The sequence below is a fragment of the Klebsiella grimontii genome (assembly GCF_042137965.1).
Lineage (GTDB): Bacteria > Pseudomonadota > Gammaproteobacteria > Enterobacterales > Enterobacteriaceae > Klebsiella > Klebsiella grimontii.
In genome coordinates this window covers 1,026,992-1,052,701 of the sequence record NZ_CP169721.1, presented here as the reverse complement: position 1 = coordinate 1,052,701, position 25,710 = coordinate 1,026,992, and the positions used below count along the sequence as shown (strand labels likewise).

The following is a 25,710-nucleotide window of genomic DNA, read 5'->3' as shown; positions in this document are numbered from 1 at the left end:
GGAGCGCCTGATTTACTTGATTTTCACACCGATGCCCGACACCACCAGCCAGACGTCGTCCGCCGCCGCCGCAAGACGCTGGTTGACGCGCCCGGCGATGTCGCGGAAATGGCGGGCCAGACGATTCTCCGGCACAATCCCCATCCCCACTTCGTTGGTCACCAGCACCACGCGGGCCGGACAGCGCTGGCAGGCGGCGATCAGGACGTCGATTTCGGCGTCGATCGCCCATTCCATCGCCGCATAATCCCAGCCGTCCGGTGCGCTGTCGCCGCCCAGCGCAAACAGCAGGTTGGTCACCATGGTGGTGATGCATTCCAGCAAAATCGCCTCTTGCGGGGCGATATCCGGCGTTATCAGCTCATCAAGCTGCTGCCAGCGCTCGGCGGTGCGCCAGTGTGCGGGCCTGCCGTCGCGGTGGTGCTGGATCCTCGCCGCCATCTCGTCATCAAAGATCTGCGAGGTGGCGATGTACAGTACCTGCGGCGCATGGGCAATCAGCGCTTCGGCATGACGGCTTTTACCGCTGCGCGCCCCGCCGGTGACTAAAGTCAGCATATGGACTCCTGATGCTGGCGCATGATGGCGTAGATTTTTTCTATATCGATATGCTGGCGCATCGCGTCGGCCAGCAGATCGAACTGGCGGGATTTATACTGCGCATATTCGAAATCGCTATCCAGCGCCGCCAGCCCTTTACGCTGGCGCAGGCCGTTAACCAGCGCGCGGGTAAATTCATCGCTATCAAACAGGCCGTGCAGATAGGTGCCAAACGCCAGGCCGTCATCGCTGACCGCGCCGTCCGCTACGCTCAGCCCGTTTTTATGGAGTTGCATCAGCGAACGGCAGCCGTCGCGAAGCTCGGTTTCGCCCATATGGATCTCATAGCCGCGTACGGCCAGCCCCGCCGTTGCCGCCAGCCACGCCGGCAGCCCTGGGGCCAGGGTCGCCGTCACCTGGGTCGTGGTTTTGTGCTGCGCAAAGTGGGTGACGGTATTGAGCAACCCCAGCCCCGGCTGCGTGCCAAGCCCCGACTCCACCTCATCAATAATGGTTTCGCCGAGCATCTGGTAGCCGCCGCAGATCCCCAGCACCGGTACGCCATGACGCCGGGCCTGCAGAACCGCGTGCGCCATACCGCTTTCGCGCAGCCAGCGCAGATCGCCGAGCGTGTTTTTACTGCCCGGCAGGATAATCATATCCACGCCCGCCAGCTCCTGCGGCTGGCGAACGTAGCGGACGCGGACGTCCGGCTGCGCCGCCAGCGCGTTGAAATCGGTAAAATTGGCGATGTGCGGCAGCTGAACCACGGCAATCTCAATGTCGCGCCTGTCGGTGCGCAGATATTTACCTTTTTGCAGCGCCACGCCGTCCTCATCTTCGAGATCGACGTCCAGCCACGGCATCACACCGAGCACCGGGACGCCGGTGAGCGCTTCTATCTGCTCGATCCCGGAGTAGAGCAGCGCCACGTCGCCGCGAAATTTGTTGATAATCACCCCCTTGACCCGCGCGCGCTCGTGGTCGTGCAGCAGCGCGAGGGTGCCGTAGATAGAGGCGAATACGCCGCCGCGATCGATATCCGCCACGAGGATCACCGGGCACTGCGCCATCTCGGCCATGCCCATATTGACGATGTCGCGATCGCGCAGGTTGATCTCCGCCGGGCTGCCCGCCCCTTCCAGCACCAGCACATCATGTTCGGCGGCCAGGCTGTTATAGACCGAGAGGATCTGTTCGCGCAGGCGCGGCTTATATTCGTGATAGCTCACCGCGTCCATATCGGTCGCCACCTTGCCCATCAGCACCACCTGCGCTTTGCGGTCGCTGGTCGGCTTGAGCAGCACCGGGTTCATGCGCACATCCGGCGTAATCCCCGCCGCTTCGGCCTGGAAAATCTGCGCCCGGCCCATCTCTTTGCCATCCGGCGTAATACCGGAATTGAGCGCCATATTCTGCGATTTAAACGGCGCGGTGCGCTGACCGTCCTGATAAAAAATACGGCACAGCCCCGCGACCAGCACGCTTTTACCGACGTCAGAAGCGGTGCCCTGTAACATAATTGCCAGCGTCATGACGCCTCCTTCATCGCGTTGCTTCGCATCCGCGTAAAAAATTCTTCTTCGGTTTTACACAGCGGCAGCCCGAGCTGCGCGTGCAGCTTCACCAGCCACGGCTGGGTAAGCCCGGCCTGGGCCATCAGTTCGCTGCGGGCAAACACCTCGCCGGGTTCGCCGTGCGCCAGCACTTCGCCGCGGCGTAACACGTAAACCGCATCGCTAACTTCATAGATCAGATCGATATCGTGGCTGGAGATCGCCACGTGGTTGCCCCGATCGGCAATGCGCTTAATGATGTCGATCATCTGCGCGCGCCCCGAGGGATCGAGCCCCGCAGTCGGCTCGTCGAGCAGTAAGTAGCGCGCCTGCAGCACCAGCGCCCCGGCTATCGCCACGCGCTTTTTCTGCCCGTGGCTCAGGCACTGAATCGGCTGGTGACGAAACCCCTGGGCATCGACGAGAGTCAGCGCATCGTCCACCCGCCGGGCGATTTCCTCTTCCGCAACCCCCAGGTTACGCAGGCTAAAGGCAATATCGCTGTCGATATCGGTATAGAAGATTTGCTGGTCCGGGTCCTGAAAAACGGTCGCCACCTGCTGGCGCAGCGCCAGCAGGCCGCGCTTGCTGTAGTCCAGCGGTTTTCCTTGCCACAGCACCGCCCCGCTCTGCGGGCGCAGCAGACCGCTCAGATTCATAAACAGCGTCGATTTTCCGCAGCCGTTCGCCCCCACCAGTCCGGTCACCGCGTGATGGGAAAAATCCAGCGTCAGCCCCTTCAGCACCGGCTCGTCCTGATAGCGAAACCAGAGATCGGTCGTGGCAAGCATACTTATCCTTAGAGGTGAAAATCACCCTGATACAGTTTGATATCCAGCGTGGTGCTCATCTGCTGGTAGCGGATCATCACCCGGGTAAACAGCAGTCCTACCAGCATGGCCAGCGAACGATAGCCCTTCGGCACGCTACGGTAGCCAAAACGTAATGTTTGCGCACGGTGAATCGCCAGCGCTTCGTCTAACAGAATAAAAATAAAGCGCCAGGTCAGCAGGATCTGTTCGGTCAGCAGCCGCGGCACCCGCCCGCGCTTGAGCAGCACAATAAGCTGCGGGAACGGCAGATTCAGCACCAGCCAGAAGGTGGACGCCAGCGCCGCCAGGCTGCGCCAGAAGGTCTGATTGGCGGTCGTCAGCCCCTCCGACGTGATGCCCAGCCGGACGCTGCCCAGCGGCAGGCTCACCAGCAGATCCTGCGGATCGCGGCTGACGCTAAACAGAATGGTCAACACCCCGATCAGCAGGAAGCCAAACGGCAGCGCCATCCAGCGGCACCAGCGCCACGGCGAGACCCGCAGCAGCCAGCAGGTTAAGGCGGCAATCAGCGCCATTTCGATACCCTGCCCCAGCGGTGGCAGGGTAAAGGCCAGCCCCATCAGCAGCAGCCAGAACAGGAACTTGCGCTCCGGCGCGACGTGAAACCAGCGGCTCTGGTAGCTGAGTCGGTCAAACCCGGTCATCACGGCGCTGTCTGCCTTTGCTGTAGCCCAGAATATAGAATATCACCGCCGCGCCAAGAGAGCCCTGGAGCGTAAACAGCAGGCTCTCAATCTCCCCGCTTGCCGGTTCATACAGCGGCTGGAACCACGGCTCATAATGCGGCGCGACCACCTGAATCTGGCTCTCCGCCTCGCCGTCCGAGCCGCCAAACTCGCCGCCGTGATCGACAAAGAATGGCAGGATCACCAGCGCCACCACCATGGCTAACAATATCAGCGTCTTTTTCATGTTAATGCCCCTGTGCGGTAATTAGCTGACGTTTGGTCAACTGGTCGTAGATCATGACAGTTAACAGCCCTTCAGCAATGGCGATCGGGATCTGGGTCAGGCAGAAGATCCCCATAAACTTGACGATCGAGCCGGTCGCGCCGGCAGTCGGATCCGGGAAGGCCACGCCGAGCTGGACCGAGGTGACAAAGTAGGTCACCAGATCCGCCAGCATGGCGCAGAGAAACACCCCGACATCGCGACGAATGCCCGCGCGGCAGGCCATTTTCCATACCATATAGCCGACCACCGGCCCGATGACCGCCATCGACATGCCGTTCGCGCCGAGCGTCGTCAGCCCGCCGTGCGCCAGCAGCAGCGCCTGGAACAGCAGCACGATGGCGCCAAGGATCGCCACCACGCCCGGCCCGAAGAGAATCACCGCCAGGCCGACGCCGGTCGGGTGCGAACAGCTGCCGGTGACGGAAGGAATTTTCAGCGCCGAGAGGACAAAAATAAACGCCCCGCACAGCGCCAGCAGCACCTTCTGGTTATTATCTTCCTGCACGATACGGCGCAGGCGAACCAGCCCGTACCACAGGCAGGGTAAAAACAGCAGCCACCACGCCAGGGCCCACATCGGCGGTAAAAACCCCTCCATGATGTGCATCGCGAAAGCCTTTTCGGGCACCACTATCAGCAATAGCGCCGCAGCTAAGCCGCTGAAAGACAGCTGTTTTAGCTGTTGTTCAAGTTTCATTCTGCATACTCCCACTGTTTGTTGACCAGAATGGTCGAGAAATAGGGCAGCGGCTGGTCGTCGCTGACTTCAGCCAAATGACGCCAGCACTGCTCGCCCGGCAGCGTGGCTTCGGACATCATCAGCGCGGCATCCAGCAGGCCGTTTTTCGCCAGCAGCGCTTTAATGCGGGGAAAGCGCCCGTAGACTTTCATCAGCACCAGGCTTTCATGCTGGCGCAGCGCCTGCTCGATTTCCGTTTCCGGCGCGGTGCAGGAGATCACCGCCAGCGACTGCTGTTCCATGGCCAGCGGCGTTTTTGAACGCGCGGCAATGGCGGCGAAAGAGGTGACGCCGGGCACAATCTCCAGCCACTCCGGGCAGCCGATGCGCTGGAGTAAGAACACCCAGGTGCTGAACAGCATGGCGTCGCCGAGGGTAATAAAACCGACCTGCTTGCCCGCTTCCACTTCCTGAACCAGCGCGGCGGCGACCTCGTCCCACACCGCCTCTTTTTCCGCGCTGTCGGCGCTCATCGGGAAATGGCAGCAGCGCACTTCGGTCTGTTCGCCGATATATTCGCGCACGATGGAGAGCGCGAGGCTGTCGCCGCCTTTACGTCCGGCGGGCGCGTAGAGAATGTCCAGCGTGTCCAGCACCCGCGCCGCGCGCACGGTGATCAGATCGGCGGCACCGGGGCCGGTGCTCAGGGCATACAGTTTGCCGCTCATGCCGCCTCCTCCATCGCCAGGCTCAGCGCCTGCCGCAGGTGGGCGACAAACATCGCGCGCACCGCCGGATTCTCTCCCAGTCCGTTCAGCCACGGCGTCGCCGTGATACCGGCGGCGTTGAACAGCGTTTTCCAGGAATCCTCTTCGTCCGAGGCCATATCGTTAATGGCGTGATCGCCGGCCACCAGCATCAGCGGCATCAGGTGCACGCCCTTCACCCCCTGCTGGCGCAGGCTGTCGATAAGAATATCGACCTCCGGATAGCTCTCGACCGCGCCGACCCGCGCCGGAAACCCCTTCGCCGTCATCATATGGTCCAGGCAGGCGTAGGCGGCGAAAGCGTGATGGCTGGCGCCGTGTCCCATAAAAACTACCGTTTCATCGGCGGCAAGCGGCGGCATCTGCTGGCGCAGCGCCTGCATCAGCTGGACGTAATCGTTATGGCTGCTCAGCAGCGGCGCCCCCAGCGTCAGGCGGAGGAACAGCGGGCGCAGGCTTTGCACTTCGCGGACGATCTTTTCATACTCATCGCCGTTGATAATGTGCAGCGACTGAATCGCCACATCCTGGTAGCCCTGCTCGGCCAGCTTCTGCAACGCCTGCAGCGGGGTATCAATCTCAATGCCGTCGCGCTGTTTGAGCTTGCGGATAATCATCCCGGAGGTAAAGGCGCGAAACGTGTCGCGGTCCGGGCAGCTGGCCGCCAGCTCGCGCTCACAGGCGACGATGTTTTTTTCACAGGTGTCGGGATAGCTGGTGCCAAAACTGACCACCAGAAGCGCTTTTTTCATTTCTGACTCCTTAAGCAGCGGCCAGCCAGCGCGCTAAGCGCCGGGCAAAGGCAGCCTGACTTTCCAGTAATTCTTCACCGGTCACCAGCGGCGCCGGGCGCGTAATCACGATGCAGGGGATACCGGCATCCAGACAGGGTTGTACTTTTTCCTGATAGCCGCCCTCGGCGCCGGAGGCCTTGGTGATCAACACATCGGCCCGGCACTGGCGGTAGAAAGCGGCGTTGAACTCGGCGCTGAACGGCCCACACAGGGCGAAGATCTCGCCAACGCCGAACCCCAGCGCGGCGCACTGCGCGATGACATCGGCTACCGGCAACACCCGGGCCAGCAGCGTTTTTTCGCCTAATCCCGCCCGCCAGCGCGCCAGATCTTTGCTGCCCGTGGTGAGCAGCACGCGCGGACCGAAGCGCCGCGCGACCTCGCAGGCCTGTTCAATGCTCTCCACGGTATAGAGCAGCGGATGCGTCAGGCCGCTCAGCTGTTCAGGGCGCTGATAGCGGCTCAGCAGCACGCCGGCGGTTTCGCAGGCCTGGACGATATTGCGGCTTACCGCTTCGGCGTAGGGGTGCGAAGCATCAATCACCCAGCGGGTCCGGTTGGCCTTCAGCCAGGCGATCATCTCCTCCGGCTCAAGACGCCCGCAGCGCACCTGCCCGCGAATATCGCCCGCCAGCTGCTGGCCGGTTGGCGTCGCCACCGACAGGGTGTAGCGAACCTGCGCCGCGTCAAGCTGCTGGCACAGCGCCCGCGCGTCGCTGGTTCCGCCGATCACCAGCACCTCACTCACAGCACGTAGCCCCGCGGGGTGATCATCAGGCCATCCTGGATATAGGTCGCTTTATTGCCGACGATCACCAGGCTGGTCATATCGACCGGTTCAAAATCCATTTCCCCTAAGGTGGTCAGCCATTTCTCCTGCTTTTTACGTCCGGCGGACTTCACTACCCCCACCGGGGTTTGCGCGCTTTTGCTGGCCGACAGCAGCTCAAAAGCGCGCGCCAGATGCCCTTCGCGGCCGCGGCTGCGCGGGTTGTAAAAACAGATCACGAAGTCGGCTTCCCCGGCGGCGACAATGCGCTTTTCAATCACCGGCCACGGGGTCAGCAGGTCGCTGAGGCTGATATGGCAGAAGTCGTGCATCAGCGGCGCGCCCAGCAGCGAGGCGGCGGCGATGCTGGCAGTCATCCCCGGGATCAGGCGAACTTCCACATCCAGCTTCTGCTTGCTGACCAGCTCAAGCACCAGTCCGGCCATGCCGTAAATACCGGCATCGCCGCTGCTGATCAGCGCCACGTTATGCCCGGCCTGCGCCAGCTCAATCGCCGCCTGGCAGCGTTCAATCTCTTTGCACATCCCGGTTTTGATCACCTGCTTATCGCCGGTAAAGGCTTTCACCAGGTGGGTGTAGGTTTTATAGCCAACGACGATTTCCGCCGCCTGCAGCGCCTCAATGGCCTCCATGGTCATCATTGACTGCGAGCCAGGGCCGATTCCGATTACGCTTAACATCAGTGTGAAACTCCCAAAGTAATAGTGACGCCCTGTTCGCGCAGGGTTTCGCCCAACAGTTGCCCATGGCTCAGCAGCCAGGCCGCCGGGCCGGATACGCTCCCCACGCCGACGGTGTTTCTGACGAACGATGAAGCGGGAAAGTGATGCTCATGCTCGCGCAGCGCATCAGCGGTAAAGGTTTCAAACGGCACGCGGCAGCAGGAGGCCAGCTGAATCAGCCCCTGCTCGTGCTTCTTCAGCGTGACGCTGCCGATGGCTTTCAGCGCCAGCGGATCGAGGCGCTGCGCCTCAAGCTGGCGCGCCAGTAGCGTCGCTAACAGCGGGAATGGCGTATCGCGACGGCAGCCAATTCCGGCGACCACCCGCTGCGGTACCAGCTTCCAGTGCGGCACGGCGATCGCCGGCAGTTCGTTGCGCAGGGTGACGCAGACCAGCGCGTCCAGCTCAGGAAGCTGGTGCAAATCGGTCACGGTGATAAATCCACGCCGGTCGCAGCGGCTGACGTCTTCATCCAGCTCGTCGTCCCACCACAGGCCGACGCGCTGATGGCTGACCAACATCTGGTTGACGGTTTTCACCGCCGCGCGGAAGTCGACCATTCGGGCATTAAGCTGGAACGCCAGGGTATCCAGCGCCGCCATCTCGTTGACGTCGGTGGCGGTGGTGATCACCGGATCGGCGCCGAGCATCCCGGCCAGATAGCGGCTCAGGGCATTTGCGCCCCCCGCGTGGCCGGAAAGCAGGCTAATAACGTGCTGGCCGCGCTCGTCAATCACCACCACCGCCGGGTCGCTGAACTTGTCATTCACCAGCGGGGCCAGCACGCGTACCGCGATCCCGGTGGCGCCGATGAAGATCAGCGCCGAATAGCTGCTGAAGGCCTCGCGCGCGGCGCTGGCAAAACCGTTTTCAAAGGGAAGAAACCCCTCCTCCAGCAGCTTCTCGCTGGTAAAACAGGTTAACGGCAGCATCGCCGCCAGCCGTTTCGCCAGCCGGACGCCGCCTGGGGTCAGGCAAAAAAGCGCGATTGATTCAGGCTTTACGGTATTCATGGCTAAAGTCCGCCGCGTAGAGTTTTGAGTAGTGATACTCAGAGCCCAGGAAATTCCCGACCAGAATGAGCGCCGTTTTGCGGATCCCCGCCTCGCGCACCTTGTCGCCGATATCCGCCAGGGTGCCGCGTACGGTCTGGCTTTCCGGCCAGGTCGCTTTATAGATCACCGCTACCGGCGTGGTTGCCGGGTAACCGCCTTCAATCAGGCGCTCCGCTACCCGATGAATACGCTGCACGGAGAGGTAAATCGCCATCGAGGTCTGGTGGCTGGCAAACGACTCAAGCTGCTCGCGCTCCGGCACCGGCGTGCGCCCTTCGAGGCGGGTAATAATCAGGCTCTGGGAGACTTCCGGGACGGTGTATTCGACGCCCAGCTCCGCCGCGGCGCCCAGAAACGCGCTGACGCCCGGCACCACCTGCCAGTCGATGCCGCGTTTAGTCAGCTCTTCGCCCTGCTCGCGTACCGAGCCGTACAGCGACACGTCTCCGGTCTGTAAACGCACCACCGTTTTCCCGGCGTTAACCCCGGCTTCCATCAGGTCGAGAATTTGCTCCAGATGCAGTTCGGCGCTGTCGTGGCACTCAGCGCCAGGCGGACAATACTCCAGCAGCTCGGTGTTTATCAGCGACCCGGCGTAGATCACCACCTGGGCCTGCTGGAGCAAGCGGTAGCCCTTGAGGGTAATCAGCTCACGGTCGCCCGGCCCTGCGCCAACGAACCACACACTACGGGGATCAAATGTCTCAGCCATGGTTTTCTTCCTTCTGACAGGCGATAACAAAAACGGGATTATTCGGTTTGAAATAGTGGCCGCTGCCAAGCGTTGTCAGCGCTGAAACGTTCAGCTGCAGGCAATCAACCTGTTCGATTCCCTTCAGCCGCAGATAGTCGAGAGCGGCGTTCAGGTTCTCCTGGAGGATAAAGGTCATCACCAGACGACCGCCGGGGTAGAGCTGCTGCCACGACCAGTCAATGAGCGCGTCGAGGCGGCCTCCGCTGCCGCCCATAAAAATGGCATCGGCGCGTTCGGTGATCACCATCGGCGCTTCGCCGGGCAGGATCTCAATGTTGCCGCAGGCGAAATGCTGGCGGTTTTCGTCCAGCAGCTGCAGGGCCGCGGGGTTGCGTTCGACCGCCGTCACCTGCAGCGAGGGATACTGCAGCGCCGCCTCAATTGACACGCTGCCGGTACCGGCGCCGATATCAATCAGGTGGCTTGCCCGGTGCAGTTCAAGTTTGGCCAGCGCCAGCGCGCGAACCGCCTCTTTGGTCATCGGCACCTTCTCGCCGCGCAGAAAAAGCTCATCTTTCATCGAGGATCACCACCGCGTTCATCTCATATTCACCGTCGACCTCACTGACCGGTAGCCAGCGGATCCGCTCGTTATCCATCGCCAGATTTTCGCCAATCACCATCCAGCGATACCCTTTTCCCCGCGCCGCCAGCTGGGCGGCGATTTCCCGCGGCCCGCAGCGCCCGTCGGTCACCATCGCCACCTTGCGCTGGCGCGCCAGCTCATCAAAACAGACGTCTCGCCCGTGGCTGCTGGTCAGCCAGATATCGTTCATATCGATACCGGCCTTCGCGCAGAGATACTGCACCGCGCTGATGCCGGGAATAATGCGCACGCGATCGATGCCAAAGTGGGCTATCAGCCGCGTACCGATGCCGTAAAAGAGCGGGTCGCCGGAGGCCAGCACCACCACCTTCTGCGCGTCACGCTCGCCGAGCCAGACCAGCAGTTCGGCGATATTGGCCCCCAGCGCAAACCGTTCGCCGTCAAACTCAGGGAACTGCTGCAAATGCCGCTTGCCGCCCACCAGCGCGTCCGCACTGGCGACCGCGTCCCGCGCCGCCGGCGTCATCAGATGCAGGCCCGACGGGCCCATGCCAACCACCGTTAACATGACATCTCCCGCGCAATCTCGGCGATCGGCCGATTGCTGCCGAGGACCTTGTTATCAAAGGAGAACATGATGGCGTCGCAGACGGGCGGCGCTTTGGTAAAGCGCAGCATCTGCATCACCCGCAGGCAGATGCGTTCGGCAAGATGGTGATAGATATGCTGAAAACCGTACGCGTCGATGTGCTCCATCGCCGCTTCGGTGGTATCGCATTCGCTCACCAACTGCAAAAGCGCCAGCGGCGCGCCCAGCAGCGCCAGATGCGCGACCAGGGTTTCCATCCGCGCATCGGCGATATGGCTGTGGGTGTGGAAGATCCCGGCGGCGACTTTAATCAGCTTGCCAGGGTGGCCGATCAGCACAATCTGGCGGAACCCGAGGCGCACGGCCTCTTCAATCATGTAGCCGACGAAGTTGCTCATGGTGACCACCACCTGCGAATCGATGCCCATCTGCTCGCGGACGAAGCGCTCGCCGTGGTTGCCCGGCACCAGCACCACCCGCTCCAGCCCCGCCGCGCGCTTAATTTCCAGCTCCAGCGACAGCGAACGCTTCCAGCTCTCCTCCGACATCGGCGTCACGATACCGGTGGTACCGATAATCGAGATGCCGCCCAGAATCCCGAGCCGCGAGTTATAGGTTTTCTGCGCCCGCGCCTCGCCCTCCGGGGCGAAAATCTCGACTTCGGCCCCGCGCGACGGGCCTATCGCTTCGCGCACCGCCGACTCAATGGTATGGCGCGGAGTGCGGTTAATCGCCGGGCTGCCGATGGGCAGGCCGATGCCTTTGCGGGTGACCGTGCCGACGCCTTCGCCGCCGCGCAGGGTAATCTCGCCGGAATCGTCGAGCGTCACGCGGGCAAAAATCAGCATCCCGTGGGTGGCGTCAACATCGTCGCCGCCGTCTTTACGAATGGCGGCGATCGCCTGCTGCCCTTCGACGTGCGGCGACTCGACGTTAAGGCACAGGGTGACGCCGGAAGGGGTAACAATGGAGACCTGATGAATCAGATGCTGGCGCATCACCATCAGCGCTGCGACCTTGGCTGCCGCCGTCGCGCAGGATCCGGTGGTATAGCCTTTGCGCAGCGCCTTGCCGTTATGCCACACCGGGGCGTCAAAGGATTGCTCGCTCATCGCGCCCCCTGTAAGTGGTACAAAATGGCGTTGACGATGGCGGCGGCGACGTTGCTGCCGCCTTTACGACCCAGCGCGGCGATACCCGGCAGGCCACTCTGCGTCAGGGCCTCTTTCGACTCCGCCGCGCCGACAAAACCGACCGGCACGCCAATCACGCCGTTGACCGCGACGTCATGCTCCAGCAAACGAAACAGCGCGGTGGGCGCATTGCCGAAAACAAACACCTTCTCGCCCTCTTCGGCGACCGCGATATCGACCGCCGCCATCGAGCGGGTCATCCCCTGCGCTTTGGCCTCCGCCACCACCCGCGGATCGCTGATATAGCAGCGGCACTCGCCGCCGAATTTCGCCAGCAGGGTTTTATTGATCCCGGAGAGCGCCATGGTGGTATCGGTATAAAGCGTGCAGGGCTGGCTCAGGGCGGCGCTCAAGCGCGGAAGAACGTCGGGCGAAAACCACAGAATATCCAGCCAGTCAAAATCGGCGGTGGTGTGGATCACCCGCTTGATAATGGCTTCGTGCAGCGGGCTGGCAAAGCGGTAGTCCGGGCGGGTCTGCGCAATAATGTCGCCAATAATGTCGAAGCTTTTCGCCTCAATCGCCTGCGGTTGCTGGATATAGTGCATTCATTTGTCCTCAGGCTGCGCCGACCAGCCAGTACCGGACCGCCATAAACAGCGCCAGCGCCAGGGTCGAAGACACCCACATCAGTCGAATCGTTCGGGGAATATCGTCTACGGAAATATCGCGCGTCGCGTCGCCGATCCACGGCTTCTCCACGCGCTGACCAAAATAATCGTTAGGGCCGCCAAGCCGGATGCCGAGCGCCCCGGCGACCGCCGCTTCCGACCAGCCGCAGTTCGGACTGCTGTGGTTGTAGCGGTCGCGCCAGCCGATGCGCAGCGCGCGGCCGCCCGCTTCACCGCAGAGGAGAGCGGCGAGGCTAATAAGCAGCCAGCTCAGGCGCGCGGGGATAAAGTTGGCGACATCATCGAGGCGGGCGCTGACCATGCCGATCGCGCGATATTTTTCGTGCTTATAGCCAACCATCGAGTCCAGGGTATTGACCGCTTTATAGGCCATCGCCAGCGGCGCGCCGCCCAGCAGCAGAAAGAAGAGCGGCGCGATAATGCCGTCGACGGTGTTCTCCGCCACCGTCTCCACCACCGCGCGGTTAATCTGCCGCGCTTCAAGCTGCGACGTGTCGCGCCCGACGATCCACGACAGTTTGATACGGCTCTCCGCCAGATCGCCCGCGCGCAGCGGATGCTCTACGTCCCGCGCCGACTGCGCCAGACAGCGTCCGGCCAGCACGGTGAAAATCATCCATACTTCAACCAGCCAGCCAAGCCACGGATGGACCGCCTGCGCCAGGGTCAGCACGCCCCAGGAGACGCCCCACGTCAGCCCGACCACCACCAGCCACATCACCGCGCCGCCGAGGCGCAGGGCCACATCGCTGTGACAGTAGTGGCGCACGCCGCGCTGAACGGCGGCGATCAGGTTACCAATCCAACGCACCGGGTGCGGCCAGCTCTGCGGATCGCCGATAATAAAATCAAGGAGCCAGGCAACGCCCCAGGCCAGCAGCGTCATAGCGCGCTCCTTGCCGCAGCCAGCCAGTGGTTAAGCATCATGGGACGCTGCGCAAAGTGCAGGTGCAGATAGCTGGCGAACGTGTTGCCCACCTGCCAGCCGCCCGACCACTGCTGAAGGGTGATGCCGTCGCGGACTTTGCGGCAGGCCAGGACCGCCGGGGACTCGGGGGTAAAATCCGAGTAGTGAAACTCGTGCCCGCGCAGGGTTTCGCCGGGCGCCGCCAGCAGAGTTTGCCGCATCGCCCGCGCCTCGCAGTAGCCAAAGCGGGTCAGCCGTTTGCCCATTTTGCTATGGCCGGGAATAAGGTTGGCCATCGGATAGATCTCACCGCTGGCATCTTCAAGGGTGCTGCCGAGATACATCAGACCGCCGCATTCGGCGTAAATCGCCACGCCACGTCGGTGCGCCTCCTGCAGCTGCGCCAGCATCGGCGTATTGGCCGCCAGCGCGGCGGCGTGAATTTCCGGATAGCCGCCGCCGAGCCAAATCATCTGGCACGGAGGAAGCTCGCTATCGTGCAGCGGGCTGAAGCGCACGATATTCACCCCGCAGCGCTCCAGCAGCGTGAGGTTATCCGGGTAGTAAAAGTTGAAGGCTTCGTCGTCGGCCAGCGCCAGCGTCAGGCCTGCGCCAGCATCAGAGCGCGGCAGCGGCGGCCACTCCCCGGCGGGTAATGAACTGAGCTGGCTGAGGGTAAGAAGTCTTTCAATATCCAGGGTTTGCGCCAGCATGTGGGCAAAATCGCGCCACGGCTGCTGGTTCACCAGCGACTCGCGGGCGGTAACCAGCCCCAGATGGCGTTCGGGTAACGCCACCCCTTCCACTCGCGGTACGTAGCCGAGCACCGGCAGCCCGCAGTAGCGTTCAATGGCGCCTTTGAGAAGCTGATAATGGGTTTCGCTGTTGACGCGATTGACGATAACGCCCGCGATGTTCAGGCTGGGGTCGAAGTGCTGAAATCCCATCACCGTGGCGGCGATAGAGGTGGAAACCGCTTTGCCATCCACTAGCAGAATAACCGGACAGCCGAGCTGTTTGGCCATCGCGGCGGTGCTGCAGTAGCCGGGGTCGGCGCCGAAGCCGTCATACAGCCCCATTACGCCTTCAATAACCGCGATATCCGCCCGCTGCATCCGTTCGCAAAACAGCGCGTTAAGCACCGGTTCCGGGAGCATAAAGCCGTCGAGGTTGCATGAAGCGACGCCGCTGACGGCAGTGTGCCAGCCGGTGTCGAGGTAGTCCGGGCCGACTTTGTACGGCTGCACCCGCATGCCGCGCTGCTTCAACAGGCTGAGCAGGCCAAGCGTAACGGTGGTTTTACCACAACCGCTGCCGGTACCTGCGAGAATAAATGCGTGCTGCCTGGCTGCCATACCCCGATCCTGTGCCGGGTGGTAGGGCTGCGTGCATTCCCAGTCTTTCGACTGTACGCATCTGAGCAACCCACTTCCCACCGAAGTTGTTGATTATTACCGACAGGCAGGTCTTCTGGCTTAGCGTCGTCCTCCCCCATCCTTCCCAATCCGGTAAGCGGATCAGTGGCTAAATATGGGTTCGTCAGCATCACAGCAGCGGGGGCTGCGGGGGATTCACACCCCCTTCCCTGGCGCCTGTCGGTTTAGTCCGTCGTGATTCGAGCGGGACTGCCCGGCTCGAATGCTTTCATGTACATCTTACGGAAGCTGGATGACTCCCGTCGTTTGCAAAGGATGCTTCATTACGCCGATGGCGCTCTGAAAATCGTTTCAGGTATCACTCTATCCCATCAAATAAATAAAAACTGGTGCAGCTTATCGCTCACTCATTATTATTTTGTTGCGCTATGACAATTTATTGCTCTGAATGAGATATTTTCATTTTATAATGAGCCAGATACGCGGACATATCAAAAATCGGCAATAACAAAATATTGTCATTTAAATTGACTCAGTTTGTGATCTGGCGTTAATTTGCTGGCGATAGGCCTGCGGAGTCACCTGATAAGCCTGGCGAAAAACTTTGCAAAAATAGCTGGTTTGCGAAAATCCTAAATTTCGCGCGATGCTGGCGATGCTCCAGTCGCTGTGGCAAAGCAGCTCTTTGGCGCTCACCATCCGCTGATGGTTCACCCACGCGTTAAAGCCGATTCCCTGATATTTTTTGAACAGCTTACTGAAATAGTAGGGGCTGAGATAAACGTGGGCGGCGACGTCTTCCAGGCGCAGCTCGTCGGATAAATGGGCGTCAATGTAGCGCAGCGCCTTCTTCATTTTACTGTCGTGAGGACTCACCGCCCGGCTGGCGCGCGCGGGTTCAGGCTGCTGCGGATTGTCTTTAATCACTACAAAATTAAGCTGCTTTTTCAGGCAGTTCTCGACGATCAGCTTCAGTAAATCCGCAGAGGCAATCACTCTTGAGTAGTCCATCTCCGGCACGTCGCGGAACGCTTTAAGCAGCTCGGGGTCAGCCTGCCAGCGGTCGTCGACGTTGAGGATATCCACCAGCTCAACGTCATTGCTTAAGCGCACCTGGCCACAAAGCACGAAGCCCACAAGGTGTCCGGCGATAACCAGCGGAATGGAAAAATCGGTTAACCCGGCGTGGCAGCGGTAGATACAGAGCGCATCGGTTTTCGAGGCCTCGAGGCCGCCGCAGCGGTCGCTCATTCGGCAGCGGGTGCTGTGCTGGGGATGCTGGCGCATCAGCTGGCAGAAAGGGGTGAAATTAAACAGTTCGGATATTTCATCACCGTGAATATTGACAACCACAACCGCCAGACTGGTGGCCTGCGCAAAATCCTGTGCGATTTTATTAATGAGTTCTGAGTTCAGTGTGCTCGCAGAAATCATGATAAAACCTCTCAGTTAATTTTTTGTTATAAATAAAACATTTCTTTAATATTCACTTCCTTTCATCATCATTTACCGCCAACGATAAAAGAATATTACGATAGCAAAAGTCTCCCATCCGTGGGAGACGTTTTTGGCCAGTTCGTGATACCGGTTCATGAAATTTTTTAGCTATTTCAGCCGATACATTAATCCTCTAATTTACAGGTATTACACGGTAAGTTATTCCCGATCAGATAACGATAGATCGCCGCGCCGAGGCAGGCGCCGATCAGCGGCGCAATAATCGGTACGATAAAATACGGAATATCCCTTCCGCCGGTCATCGCGATATCGCCCCAGCCCGCCATCCAAGTAAACAGCTTCGGTCCAAAATCACGCGCCGGATTCATCGCGAAGCCGGTCAGCGGCCCGGTTGAGGCGCCAATCACCGCCACCAGCAGGCCGATCAGCAGCGGGGCCAGCGGCCCTTTCGGTACGCCGTTGCCGTCGTCGGTCAGCGCCATAATCATCCCCATCAGCATGGAGGTGATCACCACTTCAACCAGCGCCGCGTGCCAGATGCTCAGCGACGCCGCCGGGTAGGTGCTGAAAATACTCGCCAGCTGCAGGCTCTCTACGCTGCCGCGAGCGATATGGTGGGCGGATTCAAACTCGGTAAACATAGTGCTGTACAGCACATAGGCCAGCACCGCGCCGCCAAAGGCGCCTGCGACCTGTGAAACGATATAGGGGAAAACTTTACGTCCGGGAAAGCAGGCAAATAGCCATAAAGCCACGGTCACCGCCGGGTTGAGATGGCCGCCGGATATTCCCGACGTCAGATAGACGGCAAGCGAGATCCCCAGCCCCCAGATAATGCATATTTCCCATAGCCCGAGGCTCGCGCCCGCCACTTTCAACGCGCTCAGGCAGCCGATGCCGAAAAACAAAAATAGCCCGGTGCCCAGAAACTCGGCGGTACATTGCGCTTTTAACGAATCATTCATGGTGACACCTTCTTAGCAGAGTTCGTGTCCTGACCAGCCAACCTCCTGCTGGCAGTAGAGTACAACGAGCATCACTATATGAACTCCGCTCCACAAATTGTTGGCAACCTGCCGACGGCGGCCCCGGAAAATTCGGGCATCAATAACAAATTATTGTCATGGAATAAGCCGGAAAAGCTACGCTGACGCGTAGATTCTGTAATTAACCGGTCCCTTTGGCATGCAAAAATATTGCTAAAACCAACTCCTCTTTTTCCAACAAACATCACAAATTCGTTTTCCTCGCATAGCAGATAAAATTTAATCCGTCATGAACAAATTTGTAAATATGGAATATACAAAACAAGATAATCACATAGGACAAAATAAAAATAGGTAATAAAATCATCATATTAAATTTATAAACGACAATTTTATATTATCCAACACCCACTATTTTTTCATCATCAAATTCAAGTCAGCCATTCTTTTTCCTCGCATCTTCTTATAGTCCCAACTATCGGAACACTCCATGCGAGGTCTTTATGCAACAAGAAGCACTAGGAATGGTAGAAACCAAAGGCTTAACCGCAGCCATAGAGGCCGCTGATGCAATGGTGAAGTCAGCCAATGTGATGTTAGTGGGCTATGAAAAAATTGGCTCCGGGCTGGTCACCGTCATCGTGCGCGGCGACGTTGGCGCGGTAAAAGCGGCCACCGATGCCGGTGCCGCCGCCGCACGTAACGTGGGAGAAGTGAAAGCCGTACACGTCATCCCACGCCCTCACACCGATGTAGAAAAAATCTTACCGAAGGGAATTAGCCAATGAGCAGCAATGAGCTGGTTGAACAGATCATGGCTCAGGTGATTGCCCGTGTGGCAACGCCGGAACAACAGGCCATCCCTACTGAAAACCATCCAATACGAGAGACGGCTATGGCAGAAAAAAGCTGCAGTTTAACGGAATTTGTCGGGACCGCCATTGGCGACACCCTGGGCCTGGTGATCGCCAACGTCGATACCGCCCTGCTGGACGCGATGAAGCTGGAAAAACGCTATCGCTCCATCGGCATTCTCGGCGCCCGCACCGGCGCTGGCCCGCACATTATGGCGGCGGATGAAGCGGTGAAGGCCACCAACACCGAAGTGGTCAGCATTGAGCTTCCGCGCGATACCAAAGGCGGCGCGGGCCACGGTTCGCTGATTATTTTAGGCGGCAACGACGTTTCCGACGTTAAGCGCGGTATCGAAGTCGCGCTGAAAGAGCTCGACCGCACCTTCGGCGATGTTTACGGCAACGAAGCCGGGCATATCGAGCTGCAGTACACCGCTCGCGCCAGCTACGCCCTGGAAAAAGCGTTCGGCGCGCCGATTGGCCGCGCCTGCGGCATCATCGTTGGCGCTCCGGCCTCCGTTGGCGTGCTGATGGCCGATACCGCGCTGAAGTCAGCCAACGTTGAAGTCGTGGCCTATAGCTCCCCGGCGCACGGCACCAGCTTCAGTAACGAAGCCATTCTGGTGATTTCCGGCGACTCCGGCGCGGTCCGCCAGGCGGTCATCTCGGCGCGCGAAATCGGCAAAACCGTTCTTGCGACCCTCGGTGCTGAACCGAAAAACGATCGCCCGTCCTACATCTGATACCCACGAGGCTGATTCATGAGATCGAAAAGATTTGAAGCACTGGCGAAACGCCCTGTGAATCAGGACGGCTTCGTTAAGGAGTGGATCGAAGAAGGCTTTATCGCAATGGAAAGCCCGAACGACCCGAAACCGTCGATTAAAATCGTTAACGGCGCGGTAACCGAGCTGGACGGGAAACCGGTAAGCGAATTCGACCTGATCGACCACTTTATCGCCCGCTACGGCATCAATCTGAACCGCGCTGAAGAAGTGATGGCGATGGATTCGGTCAAGCTGGCCAATATGCTGTGCGATCCGAACGTCAAACGCAGCGAAATCGTCCCGCTGACCACCGCGATGACGCCGGCGAAAATCGTCGAAGTGGTTTCGCATATGAACGTGGTCGAGATGATGATGGCGATGCAGAAAATGCGCGCCCGCCGCACCCCGTCCCAGCAGGCCCACGTCACCAACGTCAAAGATAACCCGGTACAAATTGCCGCCGACGCCGCCGAAGGCGCATGGCGCGGATTTGACGAACAGGAAACCACCGTTGCGGTAGCGCGCTATGCGCCGTTCAACGCCATCGCGCTGCTGGTGGGCTCGCAGGTAGGCCGTCCGGGCGTGCTGACTCAGTGCTCGCTGGAAGAAGCCACCGAGCTGAAGCTTGGCATGCTGGGCCATACCTGCTACGCCGAAACCATCTCCGTCTACGGCACCGAGCCGGTCTTTACCGATGGCGACGACACGCCGTGGTCGAAGGGCTTCCTGGCCTCGTCCTACGCCTCTCGCGGCCTGAAAATGCGCTTCACCTCCGGCTCCGGCTCGGAAGTGCAGATGGGCTACGCCGAAGGCAAATCCATGCTTTATCTGGAAGCGCGCTGCATCTACATCACCAAAGCCGCCGGCGTTCAGGGGCTGCAAAACGGCTCGGTAAGCTGCATCGGCGTGCCGTCCGCGGTGCCGTCAGGCATTCGCGCGGTGCTGGCGGAAAACCTGATCTGCTCGTCGCTGGATCTGGAATGCGCCTCCAGTAACGACCAGACCTTTACCCACTCCGATATGCGTCGCACCGCACGTCTGCTGATGCAGTTCCTGCCGGGAACCGACTTCATCTCTTCCGGTTATTCCGCGGTGCCGAACTACGACAACATGTTCGCTGGCTCCAACGAAGATGCCGAAGACTTTGACGACTACAACGTTATCCAGCGCGACCTGAAGGTGGACGGCGGTCTGCGTCCGGTGCGTGAAGAGGACGTCATCGCCATCCGTAACAAAGCCGCCCGCGCGCTGCAGGCCGTATTTGCCGGAATGGGGCTGCCGCCGATTACCGATGAAGAAGTTGAAGCCGCGACCTACGCCCACGGTTCGAAAGATATGCCGGAGCGCAATATCGTCGAAGACATCAAGTTCGCCCAGGAAATCATCAATCAAAACCGCAACGGTCTGGAAGTGGTGAAAGCGCTGGCGCAGGGCGGGTTTACCGACGTGGCCCAGGACATGCTCAACATCCAGAAGGCCAAGCTGACCGGGGACTATCTGCATACCTCCGCGATTATCGTCGGCGACGGACAGGTGCTGTCAGCCGTCAACGACGTTAACGATTATGCCGGTCCGGCAACGGGCTATCGCCTGCAGGGCGAACGCTGGGAAGAGATTAAAAACATCCCTGGCGCTCTTGATCCCAACGAGATTGATTAAGGGGTGAGAAATGGAAATTAATGAAAAATTGCTGCGCCAGATAATTGAAGACGTGCTTAGCGAAATGAAGGGCAGCGATAAACCGGTCTCGTTTAATGCGCCGGCGGCCTCCGCTGCGCCTGCTGGCGACGGTTTCCTGACCGAAGTGGGCGAAGCACGCCAGGGAACCCAGCAGGACGAAGTGATTATCGCCGTCGGCCCGGCGTTCGGCCTGGCGCAGACCGTCAATATCGTCGGCATCCCGCACAAAAGCATTCTGCGCGAAGTGATTGCTGGTATTGAAGAAGAAGGCATTAAAGCGCGCGTGATTCGCTGCTTTAAATCCTCCGACGTGGCCTTCGTCGCCGTTGAGGGCAATCGCCTGAGCGGCTCCGGCATCTCTATCGGCATCCAGTCGAAAGGCACAACGGTTATCCACCAGCAGGGGCTGCCGCCGCTCTCCAACCTGGAGCTGTTCCCACAGGCGCCGCTGCTGACCCTGGACACCTACCGTCAGATTGGTAAGAACGCCGCCCGCTATGCGAAACGCGAATCGCCGCAGCCGGTCCCGACGCTGAATGACCAGATGGCGCGGCCGAAGTACCAGGCGAAATCGGCCATTTTGCACATTAAAGAGACCAAGTACGTGGTGACGGGTAAAAACCCGCAGGAACTGCGCGTGGCGCTTTGATAAAGGATAACTCCATGAATACCGACGCAATTGAATCGATGGTTCGCGACGTATTGAGCCGCATGAACAGCCTGCAGGGCGAGGCGCCAGCGGCGGCTCCGGCGGCTGGCGGCGCATCCCGTAGCGCCAGGGTCAGCGACTACCCGCTGGCGAACAAGCACCCGGAATGGGTGAAAACCGCCACCAATAAAACGCTGGACGACTTTACGCTGGAAAACGTGCTGAGCAATAAAGTCACCGCTCAGGATATGCGTATTACCCCGGAAACCCTGCGCTTACAGGCGTCGATCGCCAAAGACGCGGGTCGCGACCGGCTGGCGATGAACTTCGAACGCGCCGCCGAGCTGACCGCGGTACCGGACGATCGCATTCTTGAAATCTACAACGCCCTTCGCCCCTACCGTTCAACGAAAGAGGAGCTGCTCGCTATCGCCGACGATCTCGAAAGCCGCTATCAGGCGAAGATTTGCGCAGCTTTCGTTCGCGAAGCGGCAACGCTGTACGTCGAGCGTAAAAAACTCAAAGGCGACGATTAACTACAGGGGGCGGTGATGCGATATATAGCTGGCATTGATATCGGCAACTCATCGACGGAAGTCGCCCTGGCGACTCTGGATGAGGCTGGCGCGCTGACGATTACGCATAGCGCGCTAGCGGAAACCACCGGGATCAAAGGCACGTTGCGTAACGTGTTCGGGATCCAGGAAGCGCTTGCCCTCGTGGCAAAGCGCGCCGGGATCGGCGTCGGCGATATTTCGCTCATTCGCATTAACGAAGCCACGCCGGTGATTGGCGATGTGGCGATGGAAACCATTACCGAAACCATCATCACCGAATCGACCATGATCGGCCATAACCCGAAAACGCCCGGCGGCGTGGGGCTTGGCGTTGGCATCACTATTACGCCGCAGGAGCTGTTAACCCGCCCGGCGGAGGCCCCCTATATCCTGGTGGTGTCATCGGCCTTCGATTTTGCCGATATCGCGAACGTTATCAACGCCTCCCTGCGCGCCGGGTATCAGATTACCGGCGTCATTTTGCAACGCGACGATGGCGTGCTGGTCAGCAACCGGCTGGAAAAACCGCTGCCGATCGTTGACGAAGTGCTGTACATCGACCGCATTCCGCTGGGAATGCTGGCGGCGATTGAGGTCGCCGTCCCGGGGAAGGTTATCGAAACCCTCTCCAACCCTTACGGTATCGCCACCGTATTCAACCTCAACGCCGAGGAGACCAAAAACATCGTCCCGATGGCCCGGGCGCTGATTGGCAATCGTTCCGCCGTGGTGGTCAAAACGCCATCCGGCGACGTTAAAGCGCGGGCGATCCCCGCCGGTAACCTGGCGCTGCTGGCCCAGGGGCGCAGCGTGCGCGTGGATGTCGCCGCCGGCGCCGAGGCCATCATGAAAGCGGTCGACGGCTGCGGCAGGCTCGATAACGTCACCGGTGAGTCCGGCACCAATATCGGCGGCATGCTGGAGCACGTGCGCCAGACCATGGCCGAGCTGACCAACAAGCCGAGCAGCGAGATTTTCATTCAGGATCTGCTGGCCGTCGATACCTCGGTACCGGTGAGCGTCACCGGCGGACTGGCTGGGGAGTTCTCGCTGGAGCAGGCCGTCGGCATCGCCTCGATGGTGAAATCGGATCGCCTGCAGATGGCGATGATCGCCCGCGAGATTGAGCAGAAGCTCAATATCGACGTGCAGATCGGCGGCGCCGAGGCCGAAGCCGCCATCCTGGGCGCGCTGACCACGCCGGGCACCACCCGACCGCTGGCGATCCTCGACCTCGGCGCGGGCTCCACCGATGCCTCCATCATCAACCCTAAAGGCGAAATCATCGCCACCCACCTCGCCGGAGCAGGCGATATGGTGACGATGATCATTGCCCGTGAGCTGGGGCTGGAGGACCGCTATCTGGCGGAAGAGATCAAGAAGTTCCCGCTGGCTAAGGTGGAAAGCCTGTTCCATTTGCGCCACGAGGACGGCAGCGTGCAGTTTTTCTCTACGCCGCTGCCCCCGGCCGTCTTCGCCCGCGTCTGCGTGGTAAAGCCGGACGAACTGGTGCCGCTGCCCGGCGACTTAGCGCTGGAAAAAGTGCGTGCCATTCGCCGTAGCGCCAAAGAGCGGGTCTTTGTCACCAACGCCCTGCGCGCGCTGCGTCAGGTCAGCCCCACCGGCAACATTCGCGATATTCCGTTCGTGGTGCTGGTGGGCGGTTCGTCGCTGGATTTCGAAGTCCCGCAGCTGGTCACCGATGCGCTGGCGCACTACCGCCTGGTTGCCGGGCGCGGAAATATTCGCGGCAGCGAAGGCCCGAGAAACGCGGTGGCCACCGGGCTGATTCTCTCCTGGCACAAGGAGTTCGCGCATGGACAGTAATCACAGCGCCCCGGCCATCGTCATTACCGCCATCGCCAGCTGCGACGGCCTGTGGCGCGAAGTGCTGCTGGGCATTGAAGAGGAAGGCATCCCTTTCCTGCTTCAGCATCATCCGGCCGGAGAAGTCGTGGACAGCGCCTGGCAGGCGGCGCGCAGCTCGCCGCTGCTGGTGGGCATCGCCTGCGACCGCCATACGCTGGTCGTGCACTACAAGAATTTACCCGCATCGGCGCCGCTTTTTACGCTGATGCATCATCAGGACAGTCAGGCCCATCGTAACACCGGAAATAACGCGGCACGGCTGGTCAAAGGGATCCCTTTCCGGGATCTGAATCGCTAAGCAACAGGAGAACGGCAGAATGAATAACGCACTGGGACTGGTTGAAACAAAAGGGTTGGTGGGCGCTATTGAAGCCGCCGACGCCATGGTGAAATCCGCCAACGTGCAGCTGGTTGGCTACGAAAAAATTGGCTCGGGTCTGGTGACCGTGATGGTTCGCGGCGACGTCGGCGCGGTTAAAGCGGCGGTGGACGCGGGCAGCGCGGCGGCAAGCGTGGTGGGTGAAGTGAAATCCTGCCACGTGATCCCGCGTCCGCACAGCGACGTTGAGGCCATTTTACCGAAATCAGCCTGATTGATGGCGAATAAGGAGCACCGCGTGAAGCAATCACTGGGATTACTTGAAGTTTGTGGTCTGGCACTGGCTATCAGCTGCGCCGATATCATGGCGAAATCCGCTTCTATCACGCTGGTCGCCCTCGAAAAGACCAATGGTTCAGGCTGGACGGTGATTAAAATTACCGGTGATGTGGCCTCCGTGCAGGCGGCTATCACCACCGGTGCGCAGTTTGCCGAACAGCGAAACGGCCTGGTGGCCCACAAAGTCATCGCCAGGCCAGGAGAAGGGATCCTGCGCGCGCAGACGCCCCCGCTCTCCGTCATGCAACCTGAGCCTGAAGAGTCAGAAACGACGGATGTCGTTTCTGAAGCGCCAGCAGAAGAGCTCCCGCAGGAACAGGGGCTGGTTAGCTGCAACCTGTGTCTGGACCCGAAATGTCCGCGCCAGAAAGGCGAGCCGCGCTCGCTTTGCATTCATCCCGGCAAGCGAGGTGAGGCGTAATGGATAAACAGCTTCTGGAATCAACGGTCAGTAAAGTTCTCGACGAGATGCGCCTGCGGCCCATCCCGCTGGGGGTTTCAAATCGTCATATCCATCTGTCCGCGGCGGATTACGAACGCCTGTTCCCCGGCCATCCTATCAGCGAGAAAAAAGCGCTGCTGCAGCCGGGACAGTACGCCGCGGAGCAAACCGTCACTCTGGTGGGGCCAAAGGGGCAGCTGAAAAATGTACGCCTGCTCGGCCCACTGCGCTCGGTAAGCCAGGTGGAAATCTCGCGTACCGATGCCAGAACCCTGGGCGTTGCGGCGCCGCTGAGAATGTCCGGCAACCTGAAGGGCACGCCGGGCATCCGCCTGGTCAGCCCTTTTGGCGAGCTGGAGCTGACGTCAGGGGTTATCGTCGCACAACGGCATATTCATATGTCGCCGCTCGATGCGCTGATCCTGCGGGTCGCCCACGGCGACAGAGTGTCGGTGGCCATTGAAGGCGACGATCGCGGGCTGATCTTCAACAACGTGGCGGTTCGCGTTTCGCCGGACATGCGCCTCGAAATGCACATTGATACCGATGAGGCTAACGCCGCTGGAGCCGATAGCCCGCAGGCCTTTGCCCGGCTGGTAGGCCCGCGATGAACGGCGAACTTCTGCAGCGCATTGTGGAGACGATCGTCTCCCGGCTGCAGCGGCGCGCCGAAAGCACGGCGACGTTGAGCGTGGCGCAGCTACGTGATGCCGACTGCCGGAGTCTGTTCTGCCAGCACGCGTCGCTGCGCGTTCTGCTCGTCGACCTGCCGCTGCTGAACCAGTTGGCGGAGGCGGACACCGACGATGCCGCCGCCAGCAACATTCACGACGCGCTGGCTTTCGGCATCCGCGTGCAGCTCACCCTGCACGGCCAGCTGCTGCCGGTTATCCCGGTTAAAAAACTGGCTCGCCTGCCGCTGACCTTTGCCGATGAACGCGGGCTGCCGCTGGTTCTGCACGCAGGTTCGGTGCTCAGCTATCGCGACGTCGCGCCGCTGGGTCAGGGGCGTCTGGTTATTCAGCGCAAATGCCTCGTGACCGCCCTGGCGCGCGACGCGGCGCGCGCGCGGAATATTCAATTAATTAAGCAGGAGTAAATC

At 60.3% G+C, this 25,710-nt stretch carries 31 protein-coding genes and 1 riboswitch; of the genes, 11 read left to right on the top strand and 20 right to left on the bottom strand.

What is annotated here, in order from left to right; genetic code table 11:
* Window positions 1–12: 12 nt before the first annotated feature.
* From cobU to pduF, 20 genes are all read right to left on the bottom strand, one after another.
* The gene (cobU, locus tag ACE3MN_RS05110; protein ID WP_102650040.1) at window positions 13–558 is read right to left on the bottom strand and encodes a bifunctional adenosylcobinamide kinase/adenosylcobinamide-phosphate guanylyltransferase; all 546 of its coding nucleotides are present in this window, start codon (window positions 556–558) and stop codon (window positions 13–15) included.
* The gene (locus ACE3MN_RS05105) at window positions 552–2,075 is read right to left on the bottom strand and encodes a cobyric acid synthase (protein ID WP_082237688.1); all 1,524 of its coding nucleotides are present in this window, start codon (window positions 2,073–2,075) and stop codon (window positions 552–554) included. The genes cobU and ACE3MN_RS05105 overlap by 7 nt, the downstream gene beginning before the upstream one ends.
* Complete coding sequence (locus ACE3MN_RS05100; RefSeq protein WP_024358524.1) at window positions 2,072–2,887, bottom strand: energy-coupling factor ABC transporter ATP-binding protein; 816 nt, start codon at window positions 2,885–2,887, stop codon at window positions 2,072–2,074. Before ACE3MN_RS05100 ends, ACE3MN_RS05105 begins: the two co-directional genes overlap by 4 nt.
* Before the next feature lie 8 nt (window positions 2,888–2,895).
* The gene (locus tag ACE3MN_RS05095) at window positions 2,896–3,573 is read right to left on the bottom strand and encodes an energy-coupling factor ABC transporter transmembrane protein (RefSeq protein WP_024358525.1); all 678 of its coding nucleotides are present in this window, start codon (window positions 3,571–3,573) and stop codon (window positions 2,896–2,898) included.
* Window positions 3,560–3,841, bottom strand: a complete 282-nt coding sequence (locus tag ACE3MN_RS05090) for an energy-coupling factor ABC transporter substrate-binding protein (protein WP_004133685.1) — start codon at window positions 3,839–3,841, stop codon at window positions 3,560–3,562. Before ACE3MN_RS05090 ends, ACE3MN_RS05095 begins: the two co-directional genes overlap by 14 nt.
* 1 nt (window position 3,842) lies before the next feature.
* Window positions 3,843–4,580: a cobalt ECF transporter S component CbiM gene (cbiM, locus tag ACE3MN_RS05085; protein ID WP_004124457.1), complete on the bottom strand. Its 738-nt coding sequence runs from the start codon at window positions 4,578–4,580 to the stop codon at window positions 3,843–3,845.
* Window positions 4,577–5,290 (bottom strand): cobalt-factor II C(20)-methyltransferase, encoded by a 714-nt coding sequence (locus ACE3MN_RS05080; RefSeq protein ID WP_101868246.1) that lies wholly within the window; start codon window positions 5,288–5,290, stop codon window positions 4,577–4,579. The genes cbiM and ACE3MN_RS05080 overlap by 4 nt, the downstream gene beginning before the upstream one ends.
* A complete protein-coding gene (cbiK, locus tag ACE3MN_RS05075) occupies window positions 5,287–6,081 on the bottom strand; it encodes a sirohydrochlorin cobaltochelatase (RefSeq protein WP_004133681.1) in 795 nt (264 codons plus the stop codon). The genes ACE3MN_RS05080 and cbiK overlap by 4 nt, the downstream gene beginning before the upstream one ends.
* Window positions 6,082–6,091: 10 nt before the next feature.
* The gene (locus ACE3MN_RS05070) at window positions 6,092–6,871 is read right to left on the bottom strand and encodes a cobalt-precorrin-6A reductase (RefSeq protein ID WP_102650041.1); all 780 of its coding nucleotides are present in this window, start codon (window positions 6,869–6,871) and stop codon (window positions 6,092–6,094) included.
* Window positions 6,868–7,593, bottom strand: a complete 726-nt coding sequence (locus tag ACE3MN_RS05065; protein ID WP_004124467.1) for a precorrin-3B C(17)-methyltransferase — start codon at window positions 7,591–7,593, stop codon at window positions 6,868–6,870. Before ACE3MN_RS05065 ends, ACE3MN_RS05070 begins: the two co-directional genes overlap by 4 nt.
* Window positions 7,593–8,648, bottom strand: coding sequence for a cobalt-precorrin 5A hydrolase (cbiG, locus tag ACE3MN_RS05060; protein ID WP_004133670.1), 1,056 nt, complete (start codon window positions 8,646–8,648; stop codon window positions 7,593–7,595). The genes ACE3MN_RS05065 and cbiG overlap by 1 nt, the downstream gene beginning before the upstream one ends.
* Window positions 8,629–9,402, bottom strand: coding sequence for a cobalt-precorrin-4 methyltransferase (locus ACE3MN_RS05055; RefSeq protein WP_004124472.1), 774 nt, complete (start codon window positions 9,400–9,402; stop codon window positions 8,629–8,631). Before ACE3MN_RS05055 ends, cbiG begins: the two co-directional genes overlap by 20 nt.
* Window positions 9,395–9,964 carry a decarboxylating cobalt-precorrin-6B (C(15))-methyltransferase gene (locus tag ACE3MN_RS05050; RefSeq protein WP_004133665.1) on the bottom strand — a complete coding sequence of 190 codons (570 nt, stop codon included), beginning with the start codon at window positions 9,962–9,964 and terminating at the stop codon, window positions 9,395–9,397. The genes ACE3MN_RS05055 and ACE3MN_RS05050 overlap by 8 nt, the downstream gene beginning before the upstream one ends.
* Window positions 9,954–10,559, bottom strand: a complete 606-nt coding sequence (locus tag ACE3MN_RS05045; protein WP_004133663.1) for a cobalt-precorrin-7 (C(5))-methyltransferase — start codon at window positions 10,557–10,559, stop codon at window positions 9,954–9,956. Before ACE3MN_RS05045 ends, ACE3MN_RS05050 begins: the two co-directional genes overlap by 11 nt.
* A complete protein-coding gene (gene cbiD, locus ACE3MN_RS05040; RefSeq protein ID WP_024358529.1) occupies window positions 10,553–11,692 on the bottom strand; it encodes a cobalt-precorrin-5B (C(1))-methyltransferase CbiD in 1,140 nt (379 codons plus the stop codon). The genes ACE3MN_RS05045 and cbiD overlap by 7 nt, the downstream gene beginning before the upstream one ends.
* Window positions 11,689–12,321: a cobalt-precorrin-8 methylmutase gene (locus ACE3MN_RS05035; protein ID WP_004133657.1), complete on the bottom strand. Its 633-nt coding sequence runs from the start codon at window positions 12,319–12,321 to the stop codon at window positions 11,689–11,691. Before ACE3MN_RS05035 ends, cbiD begins: the two co-directional genes overlap by 4 nt.
* A 10-nt stretch (window positions 12,322–12,331) precedes the next feature.
* Complete coding sequence (cbiB, locus tag ACE3MN_RS05030) at window positions 12,332–13,291, bottom strand: adenosylcobinamide-phosphate synthase CbiB (RefSeq protein ID WP_082237685.1); 960 nt, start codon at window positions 13,289–13,291, stop codon at window positions 12,332–12,334.
* Window positions 13,288–14,667 carry a cobyrinate a,c-diamide synthase gene (locus tag ACE3MN_RS05025; RefSeq protein ID WP_049085269.1) on the bottom strand — a complete coding sequence of 460 codons (1,380 nt, stop codon included), beginning with the start codon at window positions 14,665–14,667 and terminating at the stop codon, window positions 13,288–13,290. Before ACE3MN_RS05025 ends, cbiB begins: the two co-directional genes overlap by 4 nt.
* An 87-nt stretch (window positions 14,668–14,754) precedes the next feature.
* A riboswitch (cobalamin riboswitch) is annotated at window positions 14,755–14,923 on the bottom strand.
* Between the two features lie 287 nt (window positions 14,924–15,210).
* A complete protein-coding gene (pocR, locus tag ACE3MN_RS05020; protein ID WP_004133653.1) occupies window positions 15,211–16,122 on the bottom strand; it encodes a transcriptional regulator PocR in 912 nt (303 codons plus the stop codon).
* 188 nt (window positions 16,123–16,310) lie between these two features.
* Window positions 16,311–17,111, bottom strand: a complete 801-nt coding sequence (pduF, locus tag ACE3MN_RS05015) for a propanediol diffusion facilitator PduF (protein WP_004105118.1) — start codon at window positions 17,109–17,111, stop codon at window positions 16,311–16,313.
* A 524-nt stretch (window positions 17,112–17,635) separates the two neighbouring features.
* On the opposite strand from pduF, the gene pduA reads away from it, so the two are divergent.
* Genes pduA through pduM form a run of 11 tightly spaced genes read left to right on the top strand, consistent with a single transcriptional unit; the run spans window position 17,636 to window position 25,707 of the window.
* Entirely contained in the window at window positions 17,636–17,920 is a 285-nt protein-coding gene (gene pduA / locus ACE3MN_RS05010) for a propanediol utilization microcompartment protein PduA (RefSeq protein ID WP_001183618.1), read from the top strand.
* Window positions 17,917–18,729 carry a propanediol utilization microcompartment protein PduB gene (gene pduB / locus ACE3MN_RS05005; RefSeq protein ID WP_004133650.1) on the top strand — a complete coding sequence of 271 codons (813 nt, stop codon included), beginning with the start codon at window positions 17,917–17,919 and terminating at the stop codon, window positions 18,727–18,729. The genes pduA and pduB overlap by 4 nt, the downstream gene beginning before the upstream one ends.
* 18 nt (window positions 18,730–18,747) lie before the next feature.
* Window positions 18,748–20,412 (top strand): propanediol dehydratase large subunit PduC, encoded by a 1,665-nt coding sequence (gene pduC, locus ACE3MN_RS05000; protein ID WP_004124506.1) that lies wholly within the window; start codon window positions 18,748–18,750, stop codon window positions 20,410–20,412.
* A gap of 10 nt (window positions 20,413–20,422) precedes the next feature.
* Window positions 20,423–21,082, top strand: a complete 660-nt coding sequence (gene pduD / locus ACE3MN_RS04995; protein ID WP_004124509.1) for a propanediol dehydratase medium subunit PduD — start codon at window positions 20,423–20,425, stop codon at window positions 21,080–21,082.
* Between the two features lie 14 nt (window positions 21,083–21,096).
* The gene (gene pduE / locus ACE3MN_RS04990) at window positions 21,097–21,618 is read left to right on the top strand and encodes a propanediol dehydratase small subunit PduE (protein WP_004133648.1); all 522 of its coding nucleotides are present in this window, start codon (window positions 21,097–21,099) and stop codon (window positions 21,616–21,618) included.
* A 15-nt stretch (window positions 21,619–21,633) separates the two neighbouring features.
* Window positions 21,634–23,466 carry a propanediol dehydratase reactivase alpha subunit PduG gene (pduG, locus tag ACE3MN_RS04985; protein ID WP_049090119.1) on the top strand — a complete coding sequence of 611 codons (1,833 nt, stop codon included), beginning with the start codon at window positions 21,634–21,636 and terminating at the stop codon, window positions 23,464–23,466.
* Window positions 23,456–23,806 (top strand): propanediol dehydratase reactivase beta subunit PduH, encoded by a 351-nt coding sequence (pduH, locus tag ACE3MN_RS04980; RefSeq protein ID WP_049090120.1) that lies wholly within the window; start codon window positions 23,456–23,458, stop codon window positions 23,804–23,806. The genes pduG and pduH overlap by 11 nt, the downstream gene beginning before the upstream one ends.
* A 19-nt stretch (window positions 23,807–23,825) precedes the next feature.
* Complete coding sequence (pduJ, locus tag ACE3MN_RS04975; RefSeq protein ID WP_001057755.1) at window positions 23,826–24,101, top strand: propanediol utilization microcompartment protein PduJ; 276 nt, start codon at window positions 23,826–23,828, stop codon at window positions 24,099–24,101.
* Window positions 24,102–24,104: 3 nt separating this feature from the next.
* Window positions 24,105–24,587: a BMC domain-containing protein gene (locus ACE3MN_RS04970; RefSeq protein ID WP_098067190.1), complete on the top strand. Its 483-nt coding sequence runs from the start codon at window positions 24,105–24,107 to the stop codon at window positions 24,585–24,587.
* The gene (locus ACE3MN_RS04965) at window positions 24,587–25,219 is read left to right on the top strand and encodes a phosphate propanoyltransferase (RefSeq protein WP_049090121.1); all 633 of its coding nucleotides are present in this window, start codon (window positions 24,587–24,589) and stop codon (window positions 25,217–25,219) included. Before ACE3MN_RS04970 ends, ACE3MN_RS04965 begins: the two co-directional genes overlap by 1 nt.
* The gene (gene pduM / locus ACE3MN_RS04960; protein WP_049090122.1) at window positions 25,216–25,707 is read left to right on the top strand and encodes a microcompartment protein PduM; all 492 of its coding nucleotides are present in this window, start codon (window positions 25,216–25,218) and stop codon (window positions 25,705–25,707) included. The genes ACE3MN_RS04965 and pduM overlap by 4 nt, the downstream gene beginning before the upstream one ends.
* The last annotated feature ends 3 nt before the right edge of the window (window positions 25,708–25,710 follow it).